Source organism: Niabella drilacis (genome assembly GCF_900101395.1).
GTDB classification, from domain to species: Bacteria; Bacteroidota; Bacteroidia; order Chitinophagales; family Chitinophagaceae; genus Niabella; species Niabella drilacis.
In genome coordinates, this window is sequence record NZ_FMZO01000003.1 from 339,193 (window position 1) to 360,757 (window position 21,565).

Here is a 21,565-nt window from a genome sequence, read left to right on the forward strand (position 1 = left end):
CCTATTTAGCGGGCGCAATATCCGGAGCCAGTTTTGAATACCCTGTTTCATTGGGATGGAGACCATCTGTGAATAAGGATTCATCAATTTTCCCGGAGGCGAGCAGCAGCTTTTTTCCCGGGTCTGTAAAAAGGAATGCTCCCTGCCTGGCAACGGCATATAATTGTTTGTTGAGCAATGCAACCCTTGTTTCCAGGCCCCTTCTGGGGAAAATGCCTGCAAGCTTTATCCGGGCCTGCGGCTGCCGTTGCCGGATCTGCTGCAGCAAAAAGGCAATCCCCTTTACGATCGCTTCATCAGTATTGCCTCCGATATTGTTGGTGCCGATCATGACCACGATATTCTTTGCGGCAAATCCATCCAGCTCCCCGTGGTAAATCCGCCACAGTACATTTTCAATACGGTCCCACCCAAATCCCATGTTCCGGAAATTGCCCAGGTACTGGTTCCAGCTTTTTCCGCCTCTTGCTATATGCGCTTTGGGCTCACCGGCCCAGTAATGGGTAATGGAATTGCCGATAATGATATTCACCGGGGGCTGCTCCCGGTTGAGCCGGAGCTCCTGCGCATGCCGTTTTTTCCATTCGTATCCGCCTGCCTCGCGGCGCTGGCTTATGGGCTGTGTAGTGGTGGCGGAGCCTATTGGCATTTTCAACACAGGCCGCAATGCCTTTTCATAAGCATCGGCATAGGCCTGCATGCCAAGATCGTTGGGATGTACATAATCCACCGTACCATCCTCCGGAAACCGGATGGAGTCACGGGTAAGATAGTACAGTTCTTTAATGCCCTGTTTTTTAAGCGCATTGTAGGCTTTCCACTGGGTCTCGTTCAAACGTTTCCAGATGACGGCTCTTGTGGAATCGGTCTGGTCGTTATAATATCCGATATGGTCGGTAAGCAGGATCGGCTCCCGGTGCTTTTTCCGGATGGCAGTGACCCCATATACCACCCGGTTATATACTTCTTCCTGCGAAAGTGCCCCCATATTGGGAAGACAGTCAAATACGTAGGCGGCGGCATCCTCTTCATTGATCAGGTCCACCATTTCTTTTTCAAACGGACCGTTGCCCGAGAAGGCAAGGTTGATGACCGGGTAATCAAGCTTCCTCGATAAAATATTGGTCCAGCCCATCGCCGGCCGGGATGCGCAACCACCCTGGGCAATAGATGTGCCGTAAACGATGACCGGTTTTTCCTTCAGCACCGGAATAAATTCAAAATAAGCCTCCTCCGGAACCCCGATCTCCAGCCACGTTACACTGTTGTAAAGCGGCAGGTATAGCCGGTATTCAAACCCCTTTTTGTGATAGCGGCTGGGAAAGAGATTTTTATAGTTGTAAAGAATGGTATCGGCAAATACGTAGGTACCCGAAGCCCGCTTCCATTTTCCTTCTTCATCAATAGCGTACAGATCCACGCCGGATACGCCCGTGGCCGGCATATGGTTCATAGCAAAAGAGCCGTTTACATGGTACCGTATCGTTATTTCGGGTGCGTTGGAATAGAAATGGATGCTGAGGCCTGCCGCATTTTGCGAAAGGTTCCATACGGCGCTGCGTACCTGTTTTTCTGCTCTTCCCGGTAAACGGGTAAATGTCCGTCCTGTTTCCCCGGTCCATCCCTGGTTTTGAATTACGGGGTCTGGTTCTGTTAATGGGTTATACCATTTTGTTTGGGCAAGCGTTGCAGCGTAAAATAGTAAAGCAAGAACACATGTCGTTAATAAGCGCGCAATCATTTGTTGAGTTTTTAAATTAGCCCCGGAGGATATCTGAAAAGCATTTATCGTTATGGGCAATCATCCGGCATCTAAAATAATGCATTATGAGCAAACGCATTGAAATTGCGGCAGGCTGGTTGCTATAATTGATACATAAAAAGGCTGTTGTTTCCGGCCCCCCGGATAATTTCATTTCGTTACCCGTTGTTTCCTGCACATTGTTGACTTCATCGGCCGGGCTGCAGGAAAAAGTCTTTACGGCGCAGATCCGGCGGGGAAAACTAAAAGATGGCGTATCTTGTTACAGGTTTTTCACCCCCGGTCTAAAATAAACACTATGAAAAGAACAGAATTGATCGCACAGCATTTGATCGAAGTACATGAGGGAAATAACTGGACCAGTGTAGCCATTGCCGATACCATCAGTGATATTGGCTGGAGTGAGGCATTTGCCCCTGTGCCCTTTTCGCCCAATACCATTGCACTGCTGCTGGGTCATATTGCTTACTGGAACAGGATCGTGGCAGAGCGGGGAAGGGGAATCACTCCGGTGATTGCGGGGCATAACGGGTTTGAAGTTCCGGAAGCGGGCACCGGATCCTGGGAAAAATTAAAAGAAGTATTGTTCCGGTCTGCCCGGGAGCTGGCGGAAGTGATCCGGCAATTTGATGAAGCAAAACTGGAGATGCCTGTATTACCGGAACATTCCAGTGCCTACAAAAATTTTCAGGGGCAGGTAGAGCATGCGCATTACCACCTTGGGCAGATCGTAATGATCAAAAAATACCTCCGGTCCGCGGGGTAAAGATCCCGGTGGCCGCTATTGCTACCAGCGGCTTAACTTTGATGAAGTGACGGACCCGAAACCTTATATTGTTCATTTTGACCTGGACTCTTTTTTTGTGGCGGTAGAGATCCTGATGGATCCTTCGTTAAAAGGTAAGCCGGTGATCGTGGGCGGTTCAGCCAGCCGGGGCGTGGTATCCACCTGCAGTTATGAGGCCCGCAAATACGGGGTACATTCTGCAATGCCTATGCAGCGGGCCATGCGCCTTTGTCCCCATGCCGTAGTGCTGAGAGGCAATCATGAAAAATATGGATACTACTCAAAAGTGGTAACAGAGATCATTGCCGCTAAGGTGCCGCTGTATCAGAAAGCGTCGATCGACGAATTTTACTGTGATCTTACCGGCATGGACCGGTTCTTTGGAGTAAGCCAGTATACACGGCAGCTGCGGGAGTATATTATTAAAGAAACGAACCTGCCTATTTCCTGCGGATTGTCATCGGCAAAATTTATCAGCAAAATGGCCACCAATGAGGCCAAGCCCAATGGGTTCCTGGAAATTCCTCATGGAAGAGAAAAGGAATTCCTTTGGCCATTGGGGGTTGAGAAGATCAATGGGGTGGGCAAACAAACAGAGCAGCGGCTGCGGAAAATGGGGCTGCATACGATCAAAGATATCGCCCTTACGCCCCGGGACCTGCTCATTGGCCGGCTGGGAAAATGGGGGGAGGAGCTGTGGCAGAAATCCCAGGGCATCGGAAGCCGGGAAGTGGAAGGCCGCTGGGATCAGAAAAGCATGAGCCATGAGACCACTTTTCATGAAAACCAGACCGACGTGGAGTTCCTGTATAAAAAATTAATAGCGCTTACGGAGCGTAATGCATACGACCTGCGGCAGGACCATAAATTAACCGGCTGTATAACCGTAAAGATCCGCTACAGCGATTTTGAAACCACCAGCAGGCAGGAATCCATTGCTTATACAGCCCTGGATGATGAACTGATCGGGAAAGCAAAAGCTATTTTTAACAGGTTTTATCAAAGCGGACGCCCGGTGCGGCTGATAGGGGTGCGTTTTAGCCAGCTTGCGGATGACGGTATGCAGATGAACCTCTTTAACCGGCAGGACGATAAGCTGAACCTTTATAAGGCTGTGGATGCCATTAAGAACCGTTTTGGGAAGGATGCTGTATCCAGGGCCGTTACCAGCAAACCGCAGGCAAAGAATAAAAAATGATTTTCTTGCTCTGATCTTTCTCCTTTTAACAGCTTTACCCTATATTTGCGCCCGGCAGGTCTCATACGGCCAGCTCCTACTGAACCTCCCCAGGGTCGGAAGACAGCAAGGATAGGTGGTTGTAGCGGCGCGATGTGAGTAGCCTGCCTTTTTTTTCTCCCTCTAATTTTCCTAATTTTACCACTGGTGTTCCGATCTGATTTCAATCTGCACATTGAAATCGATGATCTTTCAGATAAAAATGTATTTATTTTTAATATAAAACCAGTTTGTAATGAAATTTTTTATTGATACTGCCAATCTTGACCAGATCAAAGAAGCCAACGAACTCGGGATCCTGGATGGGGTAACGACCAATCCGTCCCTGATGGCAAAAGAAGGGATCAAAGGGCATGATGCCATCATGAAACATTATAAGGATATCTGTGAAATGGTAGATGGTGATATTAGCGCCGAAGTCGTAAGTACCGATTTTAAAGATATTGTAGAGGAAGGCAAAAAACTGGCCGCCATTCACCCGAACATCGTGGTAAAAGTACCCATGATCAAGGATGGTGTAAAGGCGATCAAGTGGTTTACCGATAATGGTATCAAAACGAACTGCACGCTGGTATTCAATGCCGGGCAGGCCATTTTATGCGCCAAGGCCGGTGCAAAATATGTGTCTCCGTTTGTGGGCCGTATCGACGATACCGGCTGGGATGGCGTTCAACTGGTAGAGCAGATCGTTCATATTTATGGTGTTCAGGGCTTTAAAACCCAGGTATTAGCAGCATCCATGCGCAGCCCCAATCATATCATCCGCTGTGCAGAGGCAGGCGCCCATGTGGTAACCAGTCCGCTGGAATCGATCCTGGGCTTGCTGAAGCACCCGCTTACCGATGTTGGATTGGCGAAATTTTTAGAAGATGCAAAGAAGCTTCAATAAATTCGCTGAAAATAACAATCACCGTTGAATACAGCTTCCTTTATTGCTCACCGGATCGCCTTTAATAGACAGCGCTCTTTTTCAAGGTTCATTATCAGGCTTTCTGTTGTGGCTACAGCCATCAGTGTGGCGGTAATGATCATTACACTGGCTTTTGCCAATGGCTTCCAGCAAAAGGTGAGCGAAAAGGTATTTAGCTTCTGGGGACATATCCGTATCCAGGAAATGGCGCCTTATCAGTATGTGGTATCTGAGGAGGTCCCCATTACCGCCAATCCGGCACTGGTAGCACAGATAAAAAAGAACCCGGAGGTAACAACCGTACAACCCTTTGCCACCCGCTATGCGATCGTGAAAACAAAGGACGATCTTGAGGGGGTACTGGTAAAGGGGGTAGACAGTACCTATAATTTTTCCAACCTGCAATCCTTTATGCAGCGCGGGCGCGCCCCCCGGTTTAATGATTCAACCTATAGCCGGGAGATCATGATCTCGGAATATACCGCCGGCCAGATGAAACTGGATACCGGCAGCCGGGTGCTGATCTATTTTATACGCCCGGATAATTCCTTACGTCCGGATCGTCTCACCATAACGGGTATTTACAAAACGGGTATCGAGGAGTATGATAAAACCTTTGCCATCGGCGATATCAAACTCATACGCCGGCTGAATGACTGGGAGCCGGACCAGATCGGGGGCTATGAGCTTTTTTTGAAGAACTATAAACATATTGGCGCGGTCTCTGATCAGTTAACCGCCTTGCCGCAAATGCCGGAAGAATGGGACGCTCAGGATATCAAAAACTTTGCCCCTAATATTTTTGACTGGCTCAATATGCAGGATGTAACGCGGAACCTGCTGATCGTGATCATGATCATTGTGGCCGTCATCAACCTGATCACCTGCCTGATCATCCTGGTGCTGGAGCGGATGCGTATGATTGGCGTGCTAAAAGCGGTGGGTGCTACGGACTGGACTGTTCAGAAGATCTTCCTGCGTCACAGTTTACTGATCACCGTCACCGGCATTGTGGCCGGCACAGCCGGCGCACTGGGCTTGCTGTACCTGCAGGTAAAGACGGGTTTTATCAAGCTGGATGAAAGCGCTTATTATCTTAGCCAGGCAGCGGTTAAAATTTCCTCATGGGAGGTTCTGGCCATTTGCGCAGGCACTTTCCTTGTATGTTTGCTGGTACTGATGATCCCCACCTATATTGTGAAAAAAGTACAGGTGGTAAAAGCCATTCATTTCCGGTAGAAGGATGTTTTAAGTTCCAGGTTTCAGGTCAGGTCCGTTTTTATACTTCATGAGCCGGGGGCCCGGTTTAGGGCAAAGCATCTCCCTTCTCCCTAACCACGGGCGGAGATAAGGGGTCCAGGTTTCAAGGTTAAATCGCGTTGAACGTGGTTGTACATTGTTGAATATTGTTTAAAGGGCATAGACAACTCCTATGTTTGTTTAAAGTTTCACGTTACATCCGCGTGGGGCCCCTTCAGAGATCACAGGAGGGCTCCTGGTTCAACCTGGCGGAACATTGTTTAATAATAAGCCGGCATCAAAATTATTTCTTTTCTCGGTCAGTGAGGACACTGACCGTGGCGTGGGCCGTGGTTTGTGTCCTCACAAACCACTAGTAATTACGCATTTTAATAAAATTGATTCCGGTTCATTATAAAGGGTGCTGATAACTGACGACTGATAACTGCCCCGAACTTTCGGAGGCTGATGACTGATACCTGACAACTGATAGCTGATTACTACTTCAGATACGATAACAAAATCCCCGTGGCCACCGCAGCATTCAATGATTCCGCAGCACCGATCCGCTCAATAGTAATCTTATGGGTAAGACGGGCCGCCACATCGGGGCGGATCCCTTTTGATTCATTACCGATGACCAGGATCCCCCTTGCTGCGTCCTGTCGTTTTTGGAGGGGTGTTCCATTGAGCAGGGCTCCGTAAACCGGAATATTATTTTGATGCGCCAGCCAGCCGGGCAGATCTGTATACGTGACCGGTATGCGGAACAGGCTGCCCATGGTAGCCTGCACTACCTTACTGTTGTATACATCGGTACAGTCCCTGCTGCAGATGATCCCCGGCACCCCAAACCAGTCTGCAGTGCGGATAATGGTACCCATATTTCCCGGGTCCTGTATCCCGTCAAGCATCAGTACCAGCGTGCCGGCATCATACCAACCGGTGTTTTCACTGTCTTTTTTTGCAATAAGTGCTACTGTTTCGTTTGGCGTTTTGAGCTGGGAGATCTTTTCCAGCTCGAATCCCTCAACCGGAATCATTTCCACCCCGGGATGCAATGGCTGCTGCCGGAGAACCCATTCTTCCAGTCCCCAGATTTTTTTAACAGTTATGCCCGGGGTATTGAGGGCCTCATCCACTATTTTTGGCCCCTCTGCCAGGTAGCAGCCTTCTGCATCCCTGAATTTTTTTTGGAACAAACTTTGAATATATTTGACTTCAGATTTACTAAGCATTTTCGATCAATTAGAAATTTAAACCATACGGTCCTGATAAGAACATTCAAAAATACATTTCTTCCTTTAGCCACCGTTTTTACGATGCTATTTTTATCCTCCTGTAGCATTTTTACAGTGGTAAAAAAACACCCGGCAGGGGTCCCCTTTGTTTTTGAGACCCGCATAAAGGTAGAAGATGCGGTGAGTAAAGAAGAAAAAAGCAGGCTGGAAGCAGGGCTCAATGAGCAGTTGGATGACAGCATCCGGTCGCGGAGGGTGGATAAAGTGTTGTGGGCTGTAATAAAAGACCCGCCAAAGCTGGATACGAGCCAGATCAGCAAGTCGATCCAGAGCATGCATTATTACCTGAATGCGCAGGGCTATTTCCAGGACTCCATCGGCTATCTTACCAGTGTAAAAAAGGTAGAAGACCAGCTGCGGGGGACCATTCAGTTTTATGTATGGCCCCGGCAGGCCACCAAAATAGATTCGCTTGCATATGTGCTCCAGAACGACAGCCTCCAAAAGGTAACGGATGAAAATCTTGAGAATGCGTTTGTCAAAAAAGGAGCCCTTTTCGCTCAGGCGCCCATATCGGCCGAAATGGACCGGCTGGTAGAGCTGTATCGCAACAACGGGTACCTCCGGTTTTCACGGGGATTGCTGTTTGGCCTCTGGGATACCCTGGATGTTTCGCTGCTGGAGCCTACGCTGGACCCCCTGGAGCAGGCAGCGCAGCTGGAACGCCTGAAGAACAGGCGGTTGAACCCGACCGCGGATCTTGAGATCCGCACAAGACCCATCGAGGACAGCGCTGCCATCCGCAAATATTATGTAGGCAATTTTGTGGTATATCCTAACAGCAGCGATACTTCGGGCAGCAACCGCAAAGAGACCCTGCTCAATAATATTACGGTGGTCCAGACCCGGAATACTTTTAAGCCCAAGATATTTCCCCAGAATATCTATCTGAAAAAAGGAGATCCTTATGATCAGCGCCGCTATATCCGTACCCTCAACCGGTTTAACAATATCGGCTCATGGCGTATGGTAGATATCGCGCAGCTGCCGCGGGATAACCAGGATACCGTGGATTTTGCCATTCGCCTGCTGCCTGCCAAAAAGTATAACTTTACCACCAATGTAGAAGGCAGCTTTAGCCAGAGCGTGCTTTCAGGGAATTTTGTCGGATTGGGCTTCAGCCTGGGGTTGCAGAACCGGAATTTTGCCAGGGCTGCTAACCTCATGAGCACAAATGTGAATTACCTGATAGAGCTGGGGCAGCTAACAGCGGGAGATATTATTCAGACACAGCAGTTCAGCGCCACCAATACTATCTCCTATCCCCGGTTCATTTTTCCGGGGATGCAGGGATTTAAAAATAATTTTCGCGGGAATTTCCGGTCCCTGTTTACCCTGAGCGCAGCCAGTACAGAACGGCGTTATCTTTTTAATCTTACCTCCCTCAGCAGTGCCTGGGGTTATGAGTTTGGCTGGCGGGGCAGGGATTACAGCAGTAACAACCGCACGTTTAACCTTTCGATTAAGATCCCCAATATTGAGTATTCGTACCTGATCCGGCGGGATAGCCTGGACCGGATGATCGCAAGGAACCCCTCGATAAAGAATTTGTTCTCCGATGGGCTGATCACCTCGTCGATCATGAAGTTCATCATGCCCTGGGGCAATATCGCCGGCCACAGCACCAACGTGATCCGGGCAAATTTTGAAGAGTCGGGCCTGCTGACCGGTATGATCCGCAACAGTTTCCTGGATCAGCATCTGTACCGCTTTGTAAAACTGGATGTGGAATATGCAAAACTGTATCAATGGGCAAAAACGGCATTGGTGCTGCGGGGGTTTGCAGGGGCCGGTTATGAGCTGGAATCAACGGCGAACCCGGAAAAGAGAGCCCAGATGCCCTTCTTTAAACAATATTACAGCGGCGGCCCCAACAGTATGCGGGCCTGGCAGCTGCGCCGGCTTGGGCCTGGTTCTACCATTAAAAGCTTTGAAGGGGAGTACAGTTTCCCGGACCGTTTTGGGGATATGCAGCTCGAGGCCAATATCGAATACCGGATGCCGCTTTTTAAAATGGGGGGGATTCCTATTAATGGCGCGGTATTTACGGATATCGGAAATGTCTGGCTGCTCAAGAAGGATGCCGGGTTGCCGGATGAGATCTTTAAGCTGGGCCGGCTGGGAACGGACCTTGCCGTGGGGTCCGGCGCCGGCGTTCGGGTGGATCTTGGGTTCTTCGTGATCCGGCTGGATTATGCATATAAGGTAAAAGATCCGAGTCCTGCCCCGGAAAGTCTTTCTTACCGGAACAGGTTTTTCGCCTACCCGTTTATTAAGGGAAGCCAGCTGCAGATCGGCATCGGGTACCCGTTTATTTTTTAGCTGTCAGCTGTCAGTCATCAGTTTTTAGCTATTGGTCTTCAGCCCCAGGCGCTCAGCATAACAATCGACAGAACGTGAAGGCATGCACAGGGATCCAACGTGGAACTTTAAACCTGGAATCCTATTCCCCCTTTATGGCAGCAGTAAAATCTTCTATGGAGCGCGCGTCTTCCACCAAAAAATCGCCGATGCGGGTGCGGCGTAAGCTGCTGAGATAAGCGCCACAGCCCAGCGCCTGTCCAAAGTCATGGGCAAGGCTCCGGATATAGGTTCCCGTGGAGCAAACAACCCTGAAGGAGACCAGGGGCAGGTGGGTTGCATCTATTTCAAAGGAGGAGATCGTAACCGGCCGGGGATCCAGTTTTACATCGATACCTTTCCGGGCCAGCTCATATACCCGTTTGCCATCTTTTTTGATGGCCGAATGCGCCGGCGGAACCTGCAGGATGTCGCCCACAAATTTTTTTGTGGCGGCTTCCATATCAAAAATGGTAAGATGCTCATAAGGTTTAAAGTCTGCAGGCTCGCTTTCCAGGTCGTAGGTAGGTGTAACGGCCCCGATAGTGAAAGTGCCGGTATATTCTTTTTCCTTTGCCATATAGGCATTGATCTGCTTGGTAAACTTTCCGGTACAGATGATCAACAGACCGGTGGCCAGCGGATCCAGGGTGCCGGCATGCCCTACTTTTTTGATGCGGACCAGGTTGCGCACCTTTCGTACCGCATCAAAGGAGGTCCACTCAAGTGGTTTGTCGATCAGTAATACCGCTCCTTCAGCAAAGTCAATATTTTTTAAATCTTCCTTTTTCATCTGCCGCGAAAATAATATGAATTTGAAATTTATGGCATAAGTTGTTTAAACTTTCCGGGTTGATAGCGTTTTCCCGCAGACCAGCGGGGATCAGGCGTTCCATAAATAATTTGGCAAAGATCTGCACAGGCCCGTGGTAACAAAAACCCGGCCCCGGGCAGGTACAAACGGCGCCGATGCCCTATGCTGTAAAATCCCGGGGCTATTGATCCGGAGTGGGGTAAACCCGGTCAGAGATCGGAATAGGAAGTGGCCTTCAGGAAGCTGATATCAATACGGGAAACATTATCCTTATAAGCTTCCATAGCGTTTAATTTTTTCCAGGCAGGGTCGCTGCCAAAGTTCTTCCAGTTCTGGTTCCGGGCCTCCATACTTGCATGGGTGGTCATATACATCAGGTTGGGCATTCGTGATCCGGCCAGTACTTCGCCATAAAAAACAGCGTTAAATCCCAGCTGCTTAAAAATACCGATCTCATCGCCGTCGTTAAACATGGCTACTTTGTTGCGAAACCGCTTTCCGGAACTGCTTTCGTAACTGCGCAATTCATATACCCGTTGTGCTTTATCGCCTTCCAGCCGGGGAACCTCCAGCAGGGGCGCTTTTGAAAACGACTTGAGCAGGATGGTTTCTATACGGTTGTAGATACCGGCCTTGTTGGGGCTGTTCTGTTCGTCTGCTGCCGCTTGCAGATAAGTACGGTCCTTTTGCAGCTGGTCGCTGAGTTGGGGCCATCGCTGCAGCTCGCGGAAGGGGATGATTACGTATATTTTTTTATCGGTTGCCGTATCGTTGGCCAGTGCTTTAAATACACCGATGCGCTGATACTTTAGCCGGTGCAATGCAGGCAGCAGTGCATTTTGCAGGTACCGGTCCAGCTGTTGTTCCTGCTCCGGGCTCGTATAATGAAAAACCTGCAGCTGGAAATATTCCCTTACTGTTTTGGAAGATTGTGCCGCAGGCCGGCCCGCGATCAGCAGGAGCAGAAAACTAAGGATAAACACCGGTTTCATTGGATGATATGCTATTATGTGGAGCGTAAAGTTAATGGATGTAACTGAAATAGAAGGAAGGCCGCTGCACAGGCGCAACATTTCAATGATCGGCAATGGGGATGATGCTGGTGGCCGCAGTATTGGGTGTTGCGGGCTATGGCTTGTTTTCTGTTTTATAGTCTCAGCATCGCTGCTTTGGATCTTGTGTTGCCGATGAGCCGGGATAACACGTACTATACAATAAACAAAGCTGTTGGCCGTACTGTCTAAAGCTTGAGGGGGTTTTGTAAATTTGCAGGCATGAATATGCTTTCAGATTTACAGGATACAATAGCTGCCATAGCCACGCCGCCCGGCATAGGGGCTATAGGAGTGATCCGGCTAAGCGGGGCAGATGCCATTGCTATTGCAGATAAGATCTTTAAAGGCCGGAAATTATCCGGCCAGCCTACCCATACGGTGCATTTTGGACATATCTTGTCACCCGGCAACGGGGCGATCGTTGATGAGGTAGTGGTTACATTATTTCGCGGACCTAAAAGTTATACCGGTGAGGATGTGGTAGAGATCAGCGGGCATGGTTCGCCTTTCATTCTGCAAAAGATCATGGAAGCTGCTACGGAAGCAGGTGCCCGGCCGGCAAAGGCCGGAGAATATACCCAGCGCGCTTTTTTAAACGGGAAAATGGACCTGGCCCAGGCAGAAGCGGTGGCTGACCTCATCGCGGCAGATAGCCAGGCTCAGCAACAGGCGGCCCTTCAGCAGTTGCGGGGCGGGTTTTCGGGTGATCTTGCCAGACTCCGCGACCAGCTGATCAACTTTGCGGCGTTGATAGAACTGGAGCTTGATTTCAGCGATGAGGATGTTGAATTTGCCGACCGGGAGCAATTCCGGGATCTCATCTCCCATCTCAAATCCCAAATCTCCGGTCTTTTAAACTCTTTCCGTCTTGGCAATGTGATTAAAAACGGGGTAAGCGTAGCCATTATCGGCAAACCCAACGCAGGAAAAAGCACCCTGCTCAATGTGTTATTGAATGAAGAGCGTGCTATTGTAAGCGAGATCGCCGGAACCACAAGAGATACGATTGAAGAAACACTCAATATTCAGGGTGTGCTGTTCCGTTTGATTGACACGGCAGGTATCCGGCAACATACTACGGACCGGATCGAGAGCATCGGCATCGAGCGCAGCCGGCAGAATGCGGAAAAAGCAAGCCTGATCCTGCACCTGGTAGATGTAACCGATCCGGATACTTCTGTGATCGAATGGCTGGAGCCGTTTGTGGATAAAACCATTACCGTATGGAACAAAACGGACCGGGAGGAAAGTCACTCATCAGCGATCAGCGATCAGCGATCAGCAATTGCCATCAGTGCTAAAAAGAATATCGGCATAGAAGCGCTGAAGCACCGGATGTACGAGTTGGTGATCGGGGATACCATTAAAACGGAAAACAGCATCGTAACCAATGCCCGGCATTACGATGCGCTGCTGAAAATGATGGATAGCCTCGAAGCCATTGATGCCGGTATGAGTGCCGGGTTAACCGGTGACCTGCTTTCTATTGACATACGTCGTGCGCTGCATTATCTCGGAGAGATCACAGGGCAGGTGGAAGTGGACCGGGATATATTGGGGACGATATTCGGTAAATTCTGTATCGGGAAATAACCGTAAGCACCCATTGAGCAGGTAACAAAAGAAAATTCCGGTCTGCAAAGAAAACATTGCCGGGGCTTTTATTCATTGGGGCCGGTATATTGGATTGTTCCCGTGTTGTTGAGATTTCACCATTAGGTAAGCAGGGATTTATAATAAGCCGGCATCAAAATTATTTCTTTTCACGGTCAGTGAGGACACTGACCGTGGCGTGGGCCGTGGTTTGTGTCCTCACAAACCACTAGTAATTACGCATTTTAATAGAATTGATTCCGGTTCATTATTAACCGTCCGCAGCTCTCAGAGGAACGATGGGTAAATGGCCGGGCTGCATTACCCCGGGGGGCGTTTTGCACCTTCCGTGCGAACACCGGTCTAAAACGCTTTACTGGGAAGCCCTGGACTGGTTCCGGTAAGTTTTGGGACTTATCTTGTATACCTTTTTAAAAGAGCGGGAGAAATAAAAAACAGTTGCGAACCCGGTTTGATCGGCAATATCATTAATGGTAAGATGGGTGGTGCATAATAATTCAGCTGCCCTCTTTAACCTTATCTCCAAATGGTACTGGTTGGGGGGCTGCCCAGTAACCTGTTTAAAGTCTTTCCGGAATTTGGAATAGCTGACCGCAAGTTGTTTTGCCAAAGCCGGCATGCTGACCGTTTCTTCAATGGCATCTAACAATATGAATTTTGCTTTTGAAATGTAGGCCAGTTCATCATCGCTGTTTTCTTTTCCAAAGAGGGTGCTGTTGTAAATGAGTGATAAAATAGAAAGGGCGGTTCCTGTAATTTGCATATGGTAACCGGGTAATCCATTCTGTATTTTAGTCAGCAGCTGCTGAAATGCAGCCAGCAGTTCCTCGTTAAGCCCGGTGTAGACCACCGGTTTTTTTTTGTTGAAAAATCCTGCTTTGAAGAGTTTTCGTGGATAATAGCCGTTAAAGCCCATCCAGTATTCTTCCCACCCGGTTTTATAAGACGGTTTGTAACGATGCCAGGCGCCGGGGAAGAGCAAAAAGCAGGCGCCGGCATCAATCGGGTATACCTGTTGGTCTGCTGTTTCAAAAACACCACGGCCTTTTGATATAAATACAATATAGTAGTCGTTTAGAATGCGTCCTTTATTCCATGTAAAATTGTGTGTGTCCGGGTGATCCTGGTTTATTGGATAAGACTGATTTCCCTCCGTTTTTGAGCAGCCCGCTGTTGTAATATAAAATCCCCACTTTTCCTCTGCATCAGTCCTGCTAAGGTATTTATGAAAATTCTGCATAGGATATAAGAATGAAATGTCAAAAAGTGCAAATTATAGATTATTTTGTATATCTGCAATTGCCACTCCCCATTATATATTTGTACCAGACGATCACTTGAAATAGACGAAGAACGAATTGTTTGTAACAGCAGGTAGCATCATATAGCGGGCTTGATCGCTCATTCAAAACGTTATCCTCCTGACAGAGGCTAATGATTGGTTAAAGCGCCGGTAAATATATTGAAAAGGCGTTGGAGGAGTGCGCCGGATCAGCCAGGAAAAAATAGTATGCAGCAGGATGAAGGTGAGAACAGCAGGTACATAGGGCCCGGGCTGTCTCAAGCGCCCTCTTTTGTTATGCTGCCCCGGAAGTACAGGTATCGGTATTAAAAAGGAGATGGATCCGTAGATGCGGAATCATTACCGGTCCGCTCAAAGCATAACCCTGCACTATAAGCAGGCTTTTGGGCGGTAGCGGTAAGAGAGCCGATCAATGAAGTATAGCGCCGTCGCTCATAGATGGGTAAGATCTGCTGTTCGTGCTTTTTAGAAAATGCAATAAATAAACGATATATATGAAATGTGAGCTTACTGAAAATGATGTGCTATATTACCAGGAGAATGGATTCCTTATCATCGAAGATTTTTTATCGGAAAGTGAACTTGCCGAATGGCGTACTGCTGTTACAGAGGCCATTGCTGAACGGAATGGTCTTAAGATTCCCGGACAACATGTTCTTGTAGGCATGGATGATGGTATTAATGAAGATGCGGAATACTTTTCGAAAGTATTTGATCAGTTGATCAATCTCTGGCAGACGAACCCGAAAGTGCGGAAACTCATGCTGGATGAACGTATCGGGAAGATGGCCGCAACCTTAGCCGGTGTGGACGGTATCAGGATCTGGCATGACCAGGCGCTTTTTAAGAAGCCCTGGGCCAATCCTACCTCATGGCATCTGGATACCCCGTTCTGGTCCTTCTCTGATCGAAAGGCATTATCCATTTGGGTAGCGCTGGATGATGCTACTGCGGAAAACGGTTGTCTGTACTTCATGCCCGGTTCTCATAAAGCAACAACATTTGAAAACAAGGGGATCGGAAAAAATATGGATGGTATTTTTGAAGTGTACCCGCAATTTAAAAGTAACAGACCGGTTGCCTCAAAAATAAAGGCAGGAAGCTGTTCTTTTCATAACGGGTTAACGATTCATGGTGCCGGAGCCAATATGACCAATGGTTACAGGCGGGCAATGACCTGCGCTTATATGCCCGAAGGCAATGTATTCAACGGGCAGCAAAATATCCTGTCTGAGGAATATTGCAGCGCATTAAAAGTAGGCGATCCGTTAAATAACAATGAGCAAAACCCTTTGATTTATCACTCAAAGTAACCGGTTTGGATATTCAGTTTTTATATCCCAGATGGGGCGCCGAAGCTATTCCCTGGCATAGCTTCCTCCATTCCGTAAAGGAGGAGGGGTTTGCCGGTATAGAATGGAATCCGGATGGAACGGGCGCAGACAACAACGCGGTTGTCCGGTTGCTTCAGGAAATGCAACTGGACTATGCTATTGTAACAACGGTGGCTGCTCCTTATACCGGTTTTGACGATTACCTGTTACAGCTGCGGCGGCACCTGGTACAACTAACCGATAAAGAAGTGTTCGCATTTAAGCCATTATTTATAAGTCTGCAAACGGGCCGGGAATTTTTTACGGAAGAGCAGGTTGTGATCTGCGATGAGCTGACCTGCGAGATCCGGGAACGGACGGGCATCAGCATCTATCATGAAACGCACAGGAACAAATGGACCTATGCGGTACACCTATTGCCCCCGGTTATCAAAAGGCGCAGGAATATTGCTTTTACATTAGATGTGTCCCATTGGTTTTGCGTTTCTGAAAGTTATTTATCGGATCAGCAGGAGGCTGTTCTTATGGCCATAGAACATGCCCATCATATTCATGCCCGCGTGGGGTATGACCAGGGCCCCCAGGTGGCGGATCCGGCATTGCCGGAATACGCCGAGGCATTAAATGAACATCTGAGGATCTGGGATCAATGGATTGAAATGCGGCGCAAAAAAGGGTACCGGACCAGTACCATTACCCCGGAATTTGGTCCGCCGCCTTATATGGCGGTTGCAGGAAGAGATCTTATTCCCCGGAATGAACAGTGGCGGCTGAATGTGTGGATGAAGAACCTGTTGTTGCAGCGGTATGGTGCGGAAACGGAACAAGCAGGGCCGGTGGTGACCGAAAAGGGTTGATATACGGTTCATTCGCTTTCCGGTAAAAGAACACTCCGGGGCGTAACATTCAAATGCGTTTTGCCCGGATAGAAAGTGTGTTACTATTTCTAATAAAAAAAAATGATTGTCATGGCTAATTGTTTTTCGTTTTTCTTTACCAGGCTGAAGAAGCCTTTTTTGCTGATTTTATTTTTTCTGGTGCAATTCAGTGTTTGGGGCCAAACGGTTGAGGTATCAGGCCTCGTTGTGGATAAAGAGGGAAATGGCTTGCAGGGTGCCAGCGTTTTTGAAAAGGGTAATGCTCAAAAAGGAGTAGTAACCGGGCAGGGAGGGCAATTTGCCATTGAGGTAAGTAAAAAACCGGTAGTACTGGTCTTTTCGTATACCGGGTATGCGGAGGCTGAAGAAACGATAAGTGCCGGGGAGGGCGCACCTGTTACAATTGTGTTGGAGAAAAAAGAAGGTAACCTTGAAGAGATCATTGTGATCGGTTATGGTACCGCCAAGCGCAAAGATTTTTCCGGGGCTGTAAGTTCTGTGCAGCTGGAGAACTCGCCCATTGCATTGCTTCCCAACTCTAACCCGCTGGAGGTACTAAAGGGGAATGTGCCGGGGCTGTCCATTGGTATTGCAAATTCTGCCGGCGACCAGCCATCAATGCTGATCCGGGGAGAGAACTCCATCAAGGGTGATAACAATCCCCTGATCGTATTGGACGGGGTTATCTTCCAGGGCAGTTTAAATGATATCAACCCTAATGATATTGCCGCTGTTGATGTGCTGAAAGACGCAGTATCTGCTTCCGTTTACGGATCCAGGTCTGCCAACGGAGTTATAGCTATTACCACAAAGCGGGGAAGAAGGGGAAAACCAACGATCAATTTGAATGCATCTTACGGCATGCAGCACTGGCTGAAACAACCGGTGATGATGTCCGGAGCTGAATGGATCCAGTCGGTGAATGACCGGAATAAGTATACAGCAGGCTCTATAGACTGGATGAAGCCGGGTGAGCTGGAAAACTATAACAAGGGCAAAGAAATAGACTGGCTGAAGGCAATAACCCGGCAGGGAACCATAGAAAACTACCAGGCATCTGTTTCCGGGGCTTCAGACAATGTTAATTACTACCTGTCCTCGTCCTATAACAATAATAAAGGCATCATTACCGGTGATGAGTTTAACCGGATCTCGGTTCTAAGTAAAGTAAATGCCAAAATAACGAAATGGCTGGAAATAGGGGTAGATGGCGCTTATAACAAACTGAATTATTCGGGTATTTCAGCAAATGTGTCTGCGGCACAATTGATGTCGCCCTATGGGGTGCTGTACAGGGACAGTTTAGGGCACCTGGAAAAATATCCTTATACCCAGTCGCTGATAAGCCCGCTATGGGGCGTACAGGACGGCACCACCGATAATTTGGATATCCGGCAAAATTTCCGGTTAAACAGTTATGCCGTGGTATCTATTCCCTGGGTAAAAGGGTTGAGCTACCGGCTCAACTACAGCGTAAACGCAGACAAGAACCGGTCCGGGGCTTTTAACTATGAAAGCTATTATGTGGCGGAAGGTGCCGGTTTGGACCGGTATAAGCCAACGGTGATCAACGGCTTCCTTGCCAATGCCAATGGAAATCAGAGAAACGAATCCATATTCAGTTATGTAGTTGATAATATCCTCAATTATAAAAATTCTTTTGGAAGCCATAATTTCGATGTGACGGCTGTTGCAACCCGCGACTTTCTAAGGAGTGAAAGTGTAAACGTGATTGGCTCGGATTTTTCCGCCAATGGCAATTCCCTGCTGGGAATATGGGGGCTGCATAAGGCAAAGGTGCAGCGAAATGACCTGGTGGTATCCCAGAGAGCCAATATCGGTTACCTGGCCCGGCTCAATTATAATTTTGCAGACCGGTACATGTTCAATGCTTCCATCAGGAGGGATGGCGCCTCCGTTTTTGGTGATGACATCAAATGGGGGAATTTTGCCGCTGTTGGAGTGGCCTGGCGCCTTTCAGCTGAAGACTTTATGAGCCATATTGCTTTCCTGGATGATCTTAAACTGAAACTCTCCTGGGGACAAAATGGTAACCAGGGTATTAAGCCCTATGGCACGCTGGCAACGGTCGTAAATGGCCCATCCGGGGGATTCCGCTATGAATTTTCCAATACTTCAAATATCCTGTACGGGCTGGCGCAGCAGGCACTGGGTAACAGTCAGCTGGGATGGGAAAAGACGGCCGCCTGGAATTTAGGGATCGAGTCTGCCTGGTTTCAAAGGCGGCTGCGTTTTGATCTGAACGTATATCAGTCAAAAACGACGGATCAGCTTTTTGTAAGAGAGATTCCGATCATGACCGGGTTCGGATCCATCAATGCCTCCATGGGCGAAGTGGATAATAAAGGGCTGGAGCTCTCTTTATCAACCGTGAACATTCAACATAAATCGTTTAACTGGTCTACTTCATTCAACTATTATTTAAACAGAAGTAAACTGGTACGGCTCTATGGCACCGATAACGACGGAGACGGGAAGGAGGATGATGATATTGCCAATGGCTTGTTCATCGGCAGATCACTGGGTGCCATTTATGGTTATGAGCAGATCGGGATCGTACAGGAAAGTGACCGGGATTATATCCAGTTAAACGGAGCGGCGCCCGGAGATCCTAAGTACAACGATATCGACGGTGTGCCGGGAATATCGGTAAACGACAGGAAGATCCTCGGGTATACAAAAGAAAATTTCAGCATGGGTATGGGTAATACCTTTACCTACAAGAACTTTGAGTTGTATGCATTTGTGGCGGGCATTTTCGGGGGAAATGATTTTTATCTTAAGCCCAATACGGCAGCATATCTTACAAGATCTAACCGGTTTAATGATAATGCAACTTATAAGCCCTATTGGACCAGTAGCAACCCAGGTACCACGTATCCGTCGGCTACCTATTCAGCAGATACACGGTTTTTAGGATTACAGGCCCGGAGCTTTGTACGGCTCCAGGATCTGACACTGTCTTATAATTTTCGCCAGCCCTGGGTACAGCAAATGCAAATTTCCAACCTGCGGGTATATTTTGCCGGTAAAAATCTTGCCGTTCTTACCAAATGGGAGGGCGGGGATCCGGAACTCGGAAATGCTGTAAGGGATAATACCATACCCGTTCCTGCAACTTATTCTTTTGGCGTTTCAGCTACATTTTAAAATATTAAATTTAATACCATGAAGTGGTTTTCAAATAATTTAACGGTTGTATTCGCGCTCTTTTTATTGGGTGCATGCAAATCTGATAAAGAATTTCTAAAAGAAAGACCTGAAACCTTTTATACCATTGACAATGCATTTTCCAGCTCTGCGCAGGTAGACCAGGTGCTGATCTCTATTTATTCGAACATCCGGGAGGCCTGGACAAACCCGGCCGAACAGGCCTGGATGTTTGTGTTCAAAGGCAACGGCACCGATATGTTTGATATCGCCAGCATCAGAAGGGGGGCTACATTTAATAATTACGGGAACATAAACCCGGACAATGGCATCTTCTACAGTGTGTATAGTTTTTGGTACGATATGATCAGCAAAGCCAACCTGGCTATTTATGCTACGGATCTACCCCAGGTACAATGGTCGTCCGACCAGGATAAAAAATATGCCCTGGCCCAGGCCCGCTTTTTCCGGGCATTTGCTTACCGAAATCTTGGAGAATTGTTTGGAGGCGTTCCCATTGTAACGGCGATTACGCAAACACCGGTATTTAATTTTAAACGGTCTACCAGGGGCGAAACCTACAACTTTGCCATTTCGGAGCTGGAGGCCATCCTGAATGACCTTCCGGTAACAACAGCGGTAGGAGGAAGGATTGTTAAAGGGGCGGCCCAGCATAATCTTGCCGAGCTTTACCTGGCAAAAGGCACACAGCTGGATGCAGACGGGAACAGTTCCGGTGCTAAAGAAGCCTATGGGAAATCGATACAATATGCCAATGACGTTATTGATGGCGGCACCTATTCTTTAATGACGGCCAGGTATGGGACACGCGCCGGCGAAGCCTCTATTTCGTTTCCGGTATACAAAGGAGGTACTTTTTCCGCTGCCGCCATTGTGGATACCCTGCAGCAGGCTACCAATGTTTACTGGGACCTCTTCCAGGAGGGCAATGTAAATTACCAGAATGGAAATAAAGAATGCATCTGGGCTGTGCAGATCGATTATGCAGCATACCGGGCAGAGGACGGAGAATCGAAACTTGGCTATTCAAGAGCCTACTCACCCGTATTCAGGGACGGCGTAAAAGATCATTTAACCGGCACACTTGAAGATGTGGGCGGCCGGGGTATTGCCGATATTATACCCACCTTTTATGCCCGTGACCAGGTCTTTGATGCGAAATGGGGTGCGGATATGCGGAACAGCGATGCCGTTTTCCGGCGCCGGTTCAAAGGGAATGTGGCTACATCTCCCTACTTTAAAAAGGACGTTCCCTGGAGTGTTATTTATAACGGGGGGGCGGATAATACCACCAATATGAACAACAGCAGTTTGTGTTACCCCGTGTCTTGTAAGGTAGCTACCGATAAGTATGCCGGGCTTGCAGATGGCGAAAACAGGAGCAACCTGTTTCGGGATGAATACGTGATCCGGCTTTCCGAAACGATCCTTTTAAGAGCGGAGGCAAAGCAGCGCAACGGGGATAAAGCCGGTGCGGCAGCCGATATCAACCTGCTCCGGGCAAGGGCGCAATGTGGCTACCAGGTTACCGCGGCAGACATGGATGATCATTTTGACCTGATACTGGATGAACGGGCCCGGGAATTGTTGTACGAAGAATGCCGTTGGAATACATTGCTGAGAATGGGCAAGACCATCGCAGTTGACCGGATCAGGAAATATGCATACTGGCCGGAGGCGAAAGCTACACTCACCTTTAACTATAACCTGTGGCCGATTCCTCAAAAAGTGATCGAAACGAATAAGGACGCGGTGATCGAACAAAACCCGGATTGGATCAATAAATAACAGCATTCACA

Annotated in this window: 15 protein-coding genes and 1 other RNA gene; 11 read left to right on the plus strand and 5 right to left on the minus strand. The window is 48.3% G+C overall.

The window, feature by feature from the left end; genetic code table 11:
• Position 1: 1 nt before the first annotated feature.
• Positions 2-1,741 carry an SGNH/GDSL hydrolase family protein gene (locus tag BLS44_RS07685; protein WP_090389465.1) on the minus strand — a complete coding sequence of 580 codons (1,740 nt, stop codon included), beginning with the start codon at positions 1,739-1,741 and terminating at the stop codon, positions 2-4.
• 319 nt (positions 1,742-2,060) lie between these two features.
• Between BLS44_RS07685 and BLS44_RS07695 the strand changes: the two genes are divergently transcribed.
• From BLS44_RS07695 to BLS44_RS07715, 5 genes are all read left to right on the plus strand, one after another.
• Positions 2,061-2,528: a DinB family protein gene (locus tag BLS44_RS07695; RefSeq protein WP_090389467.1), complete on the plus strand. Its 468-nt coding sequence runs from the start codon at positions 2,061-2,063 to the stop codon at positions 2,526-2,528.
• Between the two features lie 46 nt (positions 2,529-2,574).
• Entirely contained in the window at positions 2,575-3,747 is a 1,173-nt protein-coding gene (gene dinB / locus BLS44_RS07700) for a DNA polymerase IV (protein ID WP_090389468.1), read from the plus strand.
• A 52-nt stretch (positions 3,748-3,799) separates the two neighbouring features.
• Positions 3,800-3,899: signal recognition particle sRNA small type (ffs, locus tag BLS44_RS07705), an RNA gene on the plus strand.
• A gap of 122 nt (positions 3,900-4,021) precedes the next feature.
• Positions 4,022-4,675, plus strand: coding sequence for a fructose-6-phosphate aldolase (gene fsa, locus BLS44_RS07710; protein WP_090389469.1), 654 nt, complete (start codon positions 4,022-4,024; stop codon positions 4,673-4,675).
• Between the two features lie 24 nt (positions 4,676-4,699).
• The gene (locus tag BLS44_RS07715) at positions 4,700-5,935 is read left to right on the plus strand and encodes an ABC transporter permease (protein ID WP_090389470.1); all 1,236 of its coding nucleotides are present in this window, start codon (positions 4,700-4,702) and stop codon (positions 5,933-5,935) included.
• Between the two features lie 500 nt (positions 5,936-6,435).
• Here BLS44_RS07715 and BLS44_RS07720 read toward each other — a convergent pair whose 3' ends face one another.
• Positions 6,436-7,173 carry a TrmH family RNA methyltransferase gene (locus BLS44_RS07720; RefSeq protein WP_090389471.1) on the minus strand — a complete coding sequence of 246 codons (738 nt, stop codon included), beginning with the start codon at positions 7,171-7,173 and terminating at the stop codon, positions 6,436-6,438.
• Between the two features lie 117 nt (positions 7,174-7,290).
• On the opposite strand from BLS44_RS07720, the gene BLS44_RS07725 reads away from it, so the two are divergent.
• On the plus strand, positions 7,291-9,558 hold the full coding sequence (locus BLS44_RS07725) for a BamA/TamA family outer membrane protein (protein WP_245729140.1): 2,268 nt from the start codon (positions 7,291-7,293) through the stop codon (positions 9,556-9,558).
• A 121-nt stretch (positions 9,559-9,679) separates the two neighbouring features.
• On the opposite strand, the gene truB is transcribed toward BLS44_RS07725, so the two are convergent.
• Both truB and BLS44_RS07735 read right to left on the minus strand, forming a co-directional pair.
• The gene (gene truB / locus BLS44_RS07730) at positions 9,680-10,369 is read right to left on the minus strand and encodes a tRNA pseudouridine(55) synthase TruB (RefSeq protein ID WP_090389473.1); all 690 of its coding nucleotides are present in this window, start codon (positions 10,367-10,369) and stop codon (positions 9,680-9,682) included.
• A gap of 230 nt (positions 10,370-10,599) precedes the next feature.
• Positions 10,600-11,382: an NIPSNAP family protein gene (locus BLS44_RS07735; RefSeq protein WP_090389474.1), complete on the minus strand. Its 783-nt coding sequence runs from the start codon at positions 11,380-11,382 to the stop codon at positions 10,600-10,602.
• Between the two features lie 282 nt (positions 11,383-11,664).
• On the opposite strand from BLS44_RS07735, the gene mnmE reads away from it, so the two are divergent.
• Positions 11,665-13,038, plus strand: coding sequence for a tRNA uridine-5-carboxymethylaminomethyl(34) synthesis GTPase MnmE (gene mnmE / locus BLS44_RS07740; protein WP_090389475.1), 1,374 nt, complete (start codon positions 11,665-11,667; stop codon positions 13,036-13,038).
• A 373-nt stretch (positions 13,039-13,411) separates the two neighbouring features.
• On the opposite strand, the gene BLS44_RS07745 is transcribed toward mnmE, so the two are convergent.
• Entirely contained in the window at positions 13,412-14,299 is an 888-nt protein-coding gene (locus BLS44_RS07745) for an AraC family transcriptional regulator (RefSeq protein WP_090389476.1), read from the minus strand.
• A gap of 557 nt (positions 14,300-14,856) precedes the next feature.
• On the opposite strand from BLS44_RS07745, the gene BLS44_RS07750 reads away from it, so the two are divergent.
• From BLS44_RS07750 to BLS44_RS07765, 4 genes are all read left to right on the plus strand, one after another.
• Positions 14,857-15,675: a phytanoyl-CoA dioxygenase family protein gene (locus tag BLS44_RS07750; RefSeq protein WP_090389477.1), complete on the plus strand. Its 819-nt coding sequence runs from the start codon at positions 14,857-14,859 to the stop codon at positions 15,673-15,675.
• 5 nt (positions 15,676-15,680) lie between these two features.
• Complete coding sequence (locus tag BLS44_RS07755; RefSeq protein ID WP_090389478.1) at positions 15,681-16,553, plus strand: xylose isomerase; 873 nt, start codon at positions 15,681-15,683, stop codon at positions 16,551-16,553.
• 111 nt (positions 16,554-16,664) lie between these two features.
• Positions 16,665-19,745, plus strand: a complete 3,081-nt coding sequence (locus BLS44_RS07760; protein ID WP_090389479.1) for a SusC/RagA family TonB-linked outer membrane protein — start codon at positions 16,665-16,667, stop codon at positions 19,743-19,745.
• An 18-nt stretch (positions 19,746-19,763) separates the two neighbouring features.
• Positions 19,764-21,554, plus strand: coding sequence for a RagB/SusD family nutrient uptake outer membrane protein (locus BLS44_RS07765; protein ID WP_090389480.1), 1,791 nt, complete (start codon positions 19,764-19,766; stop codon positions 21,552-21,554).
• Positions 21,555-21,565 lie beyond the last annotated feature (11 nt).

Coding starts and splice junctions, on each gene's coding strand:
- mnmE (WP_090389475.1), top strand. CDS start 11,665: ATGAATATGCTTTCAGATTTACAGGATACAATAGCTGCCATAGCCACG.
- BLS44_RS07765 (WP_090389480.1), top strand. CDS start 19,764: ATGAAGTGGTTTTCAAATAATTTAACGGTTGTATTCGCGCTCTTTTTA.
- BLS44_RS07745 (WP_090389476.1), bottom strand. CDS start 14,299: ATGCAGAATTTTCATAAATACCTTAGCAGGACTGATGCAGAGGAAAAG.
- BLS44_RS07760 (WP_090389479.1), top strand. CDS start 16,665: ATGGCTAATTGTTTTTCGTTTTTCTTTACCAGGCTGAAGAAGCCTTTT.
- BLS44_RS07720 (WP_090389471.1), bottom strand. CDS start 7,173: ATGCTTAGTAAATCTGAAGTCAAATATATTCAAAGTTTGTTCCAAAAA.
- BLS44_RS07750 (WP_090389477.1), top strand. CDS start 14,857: ATGAAATGTGAGCTTACTGAAAATGATGTGCTATATTACCAGGAGAAT.
- BLS44_RS07735 (WP_090389474.1), bottom strand. CDS start 11,382: ATGAAACCGGTGTTTATCCTTAGTTTTCTGCTCCTGCTGATCGCGGGC.
- truB (WP_090389473.1), bottom strand. CDS start 10,369: ATGAAAAAGGAAGATTTAAAAAATATTGACTTTGCTGAAGGAGCGGTA.
- BLS44_RS07695 (WP_090389467.1), top strand. CDS start 2,061: ATGAAAAGAACAGAATTGATCGCACAGCATTTGATCGAAGTACATGAG.
- BLS44_RS07685 (WP_090389465.1), bottom strand. CDS start 1,741: ATGATTGCGCGCTTATTAACGACATGTGTTCTTGCTTTACTATTTTAC.
- fsa (WP_090389469.1), top strand. CDS start 4,022: ATGAAATTTTTTATTGATACTGCCAATCTTGACCAGATCAAAGAAGCC.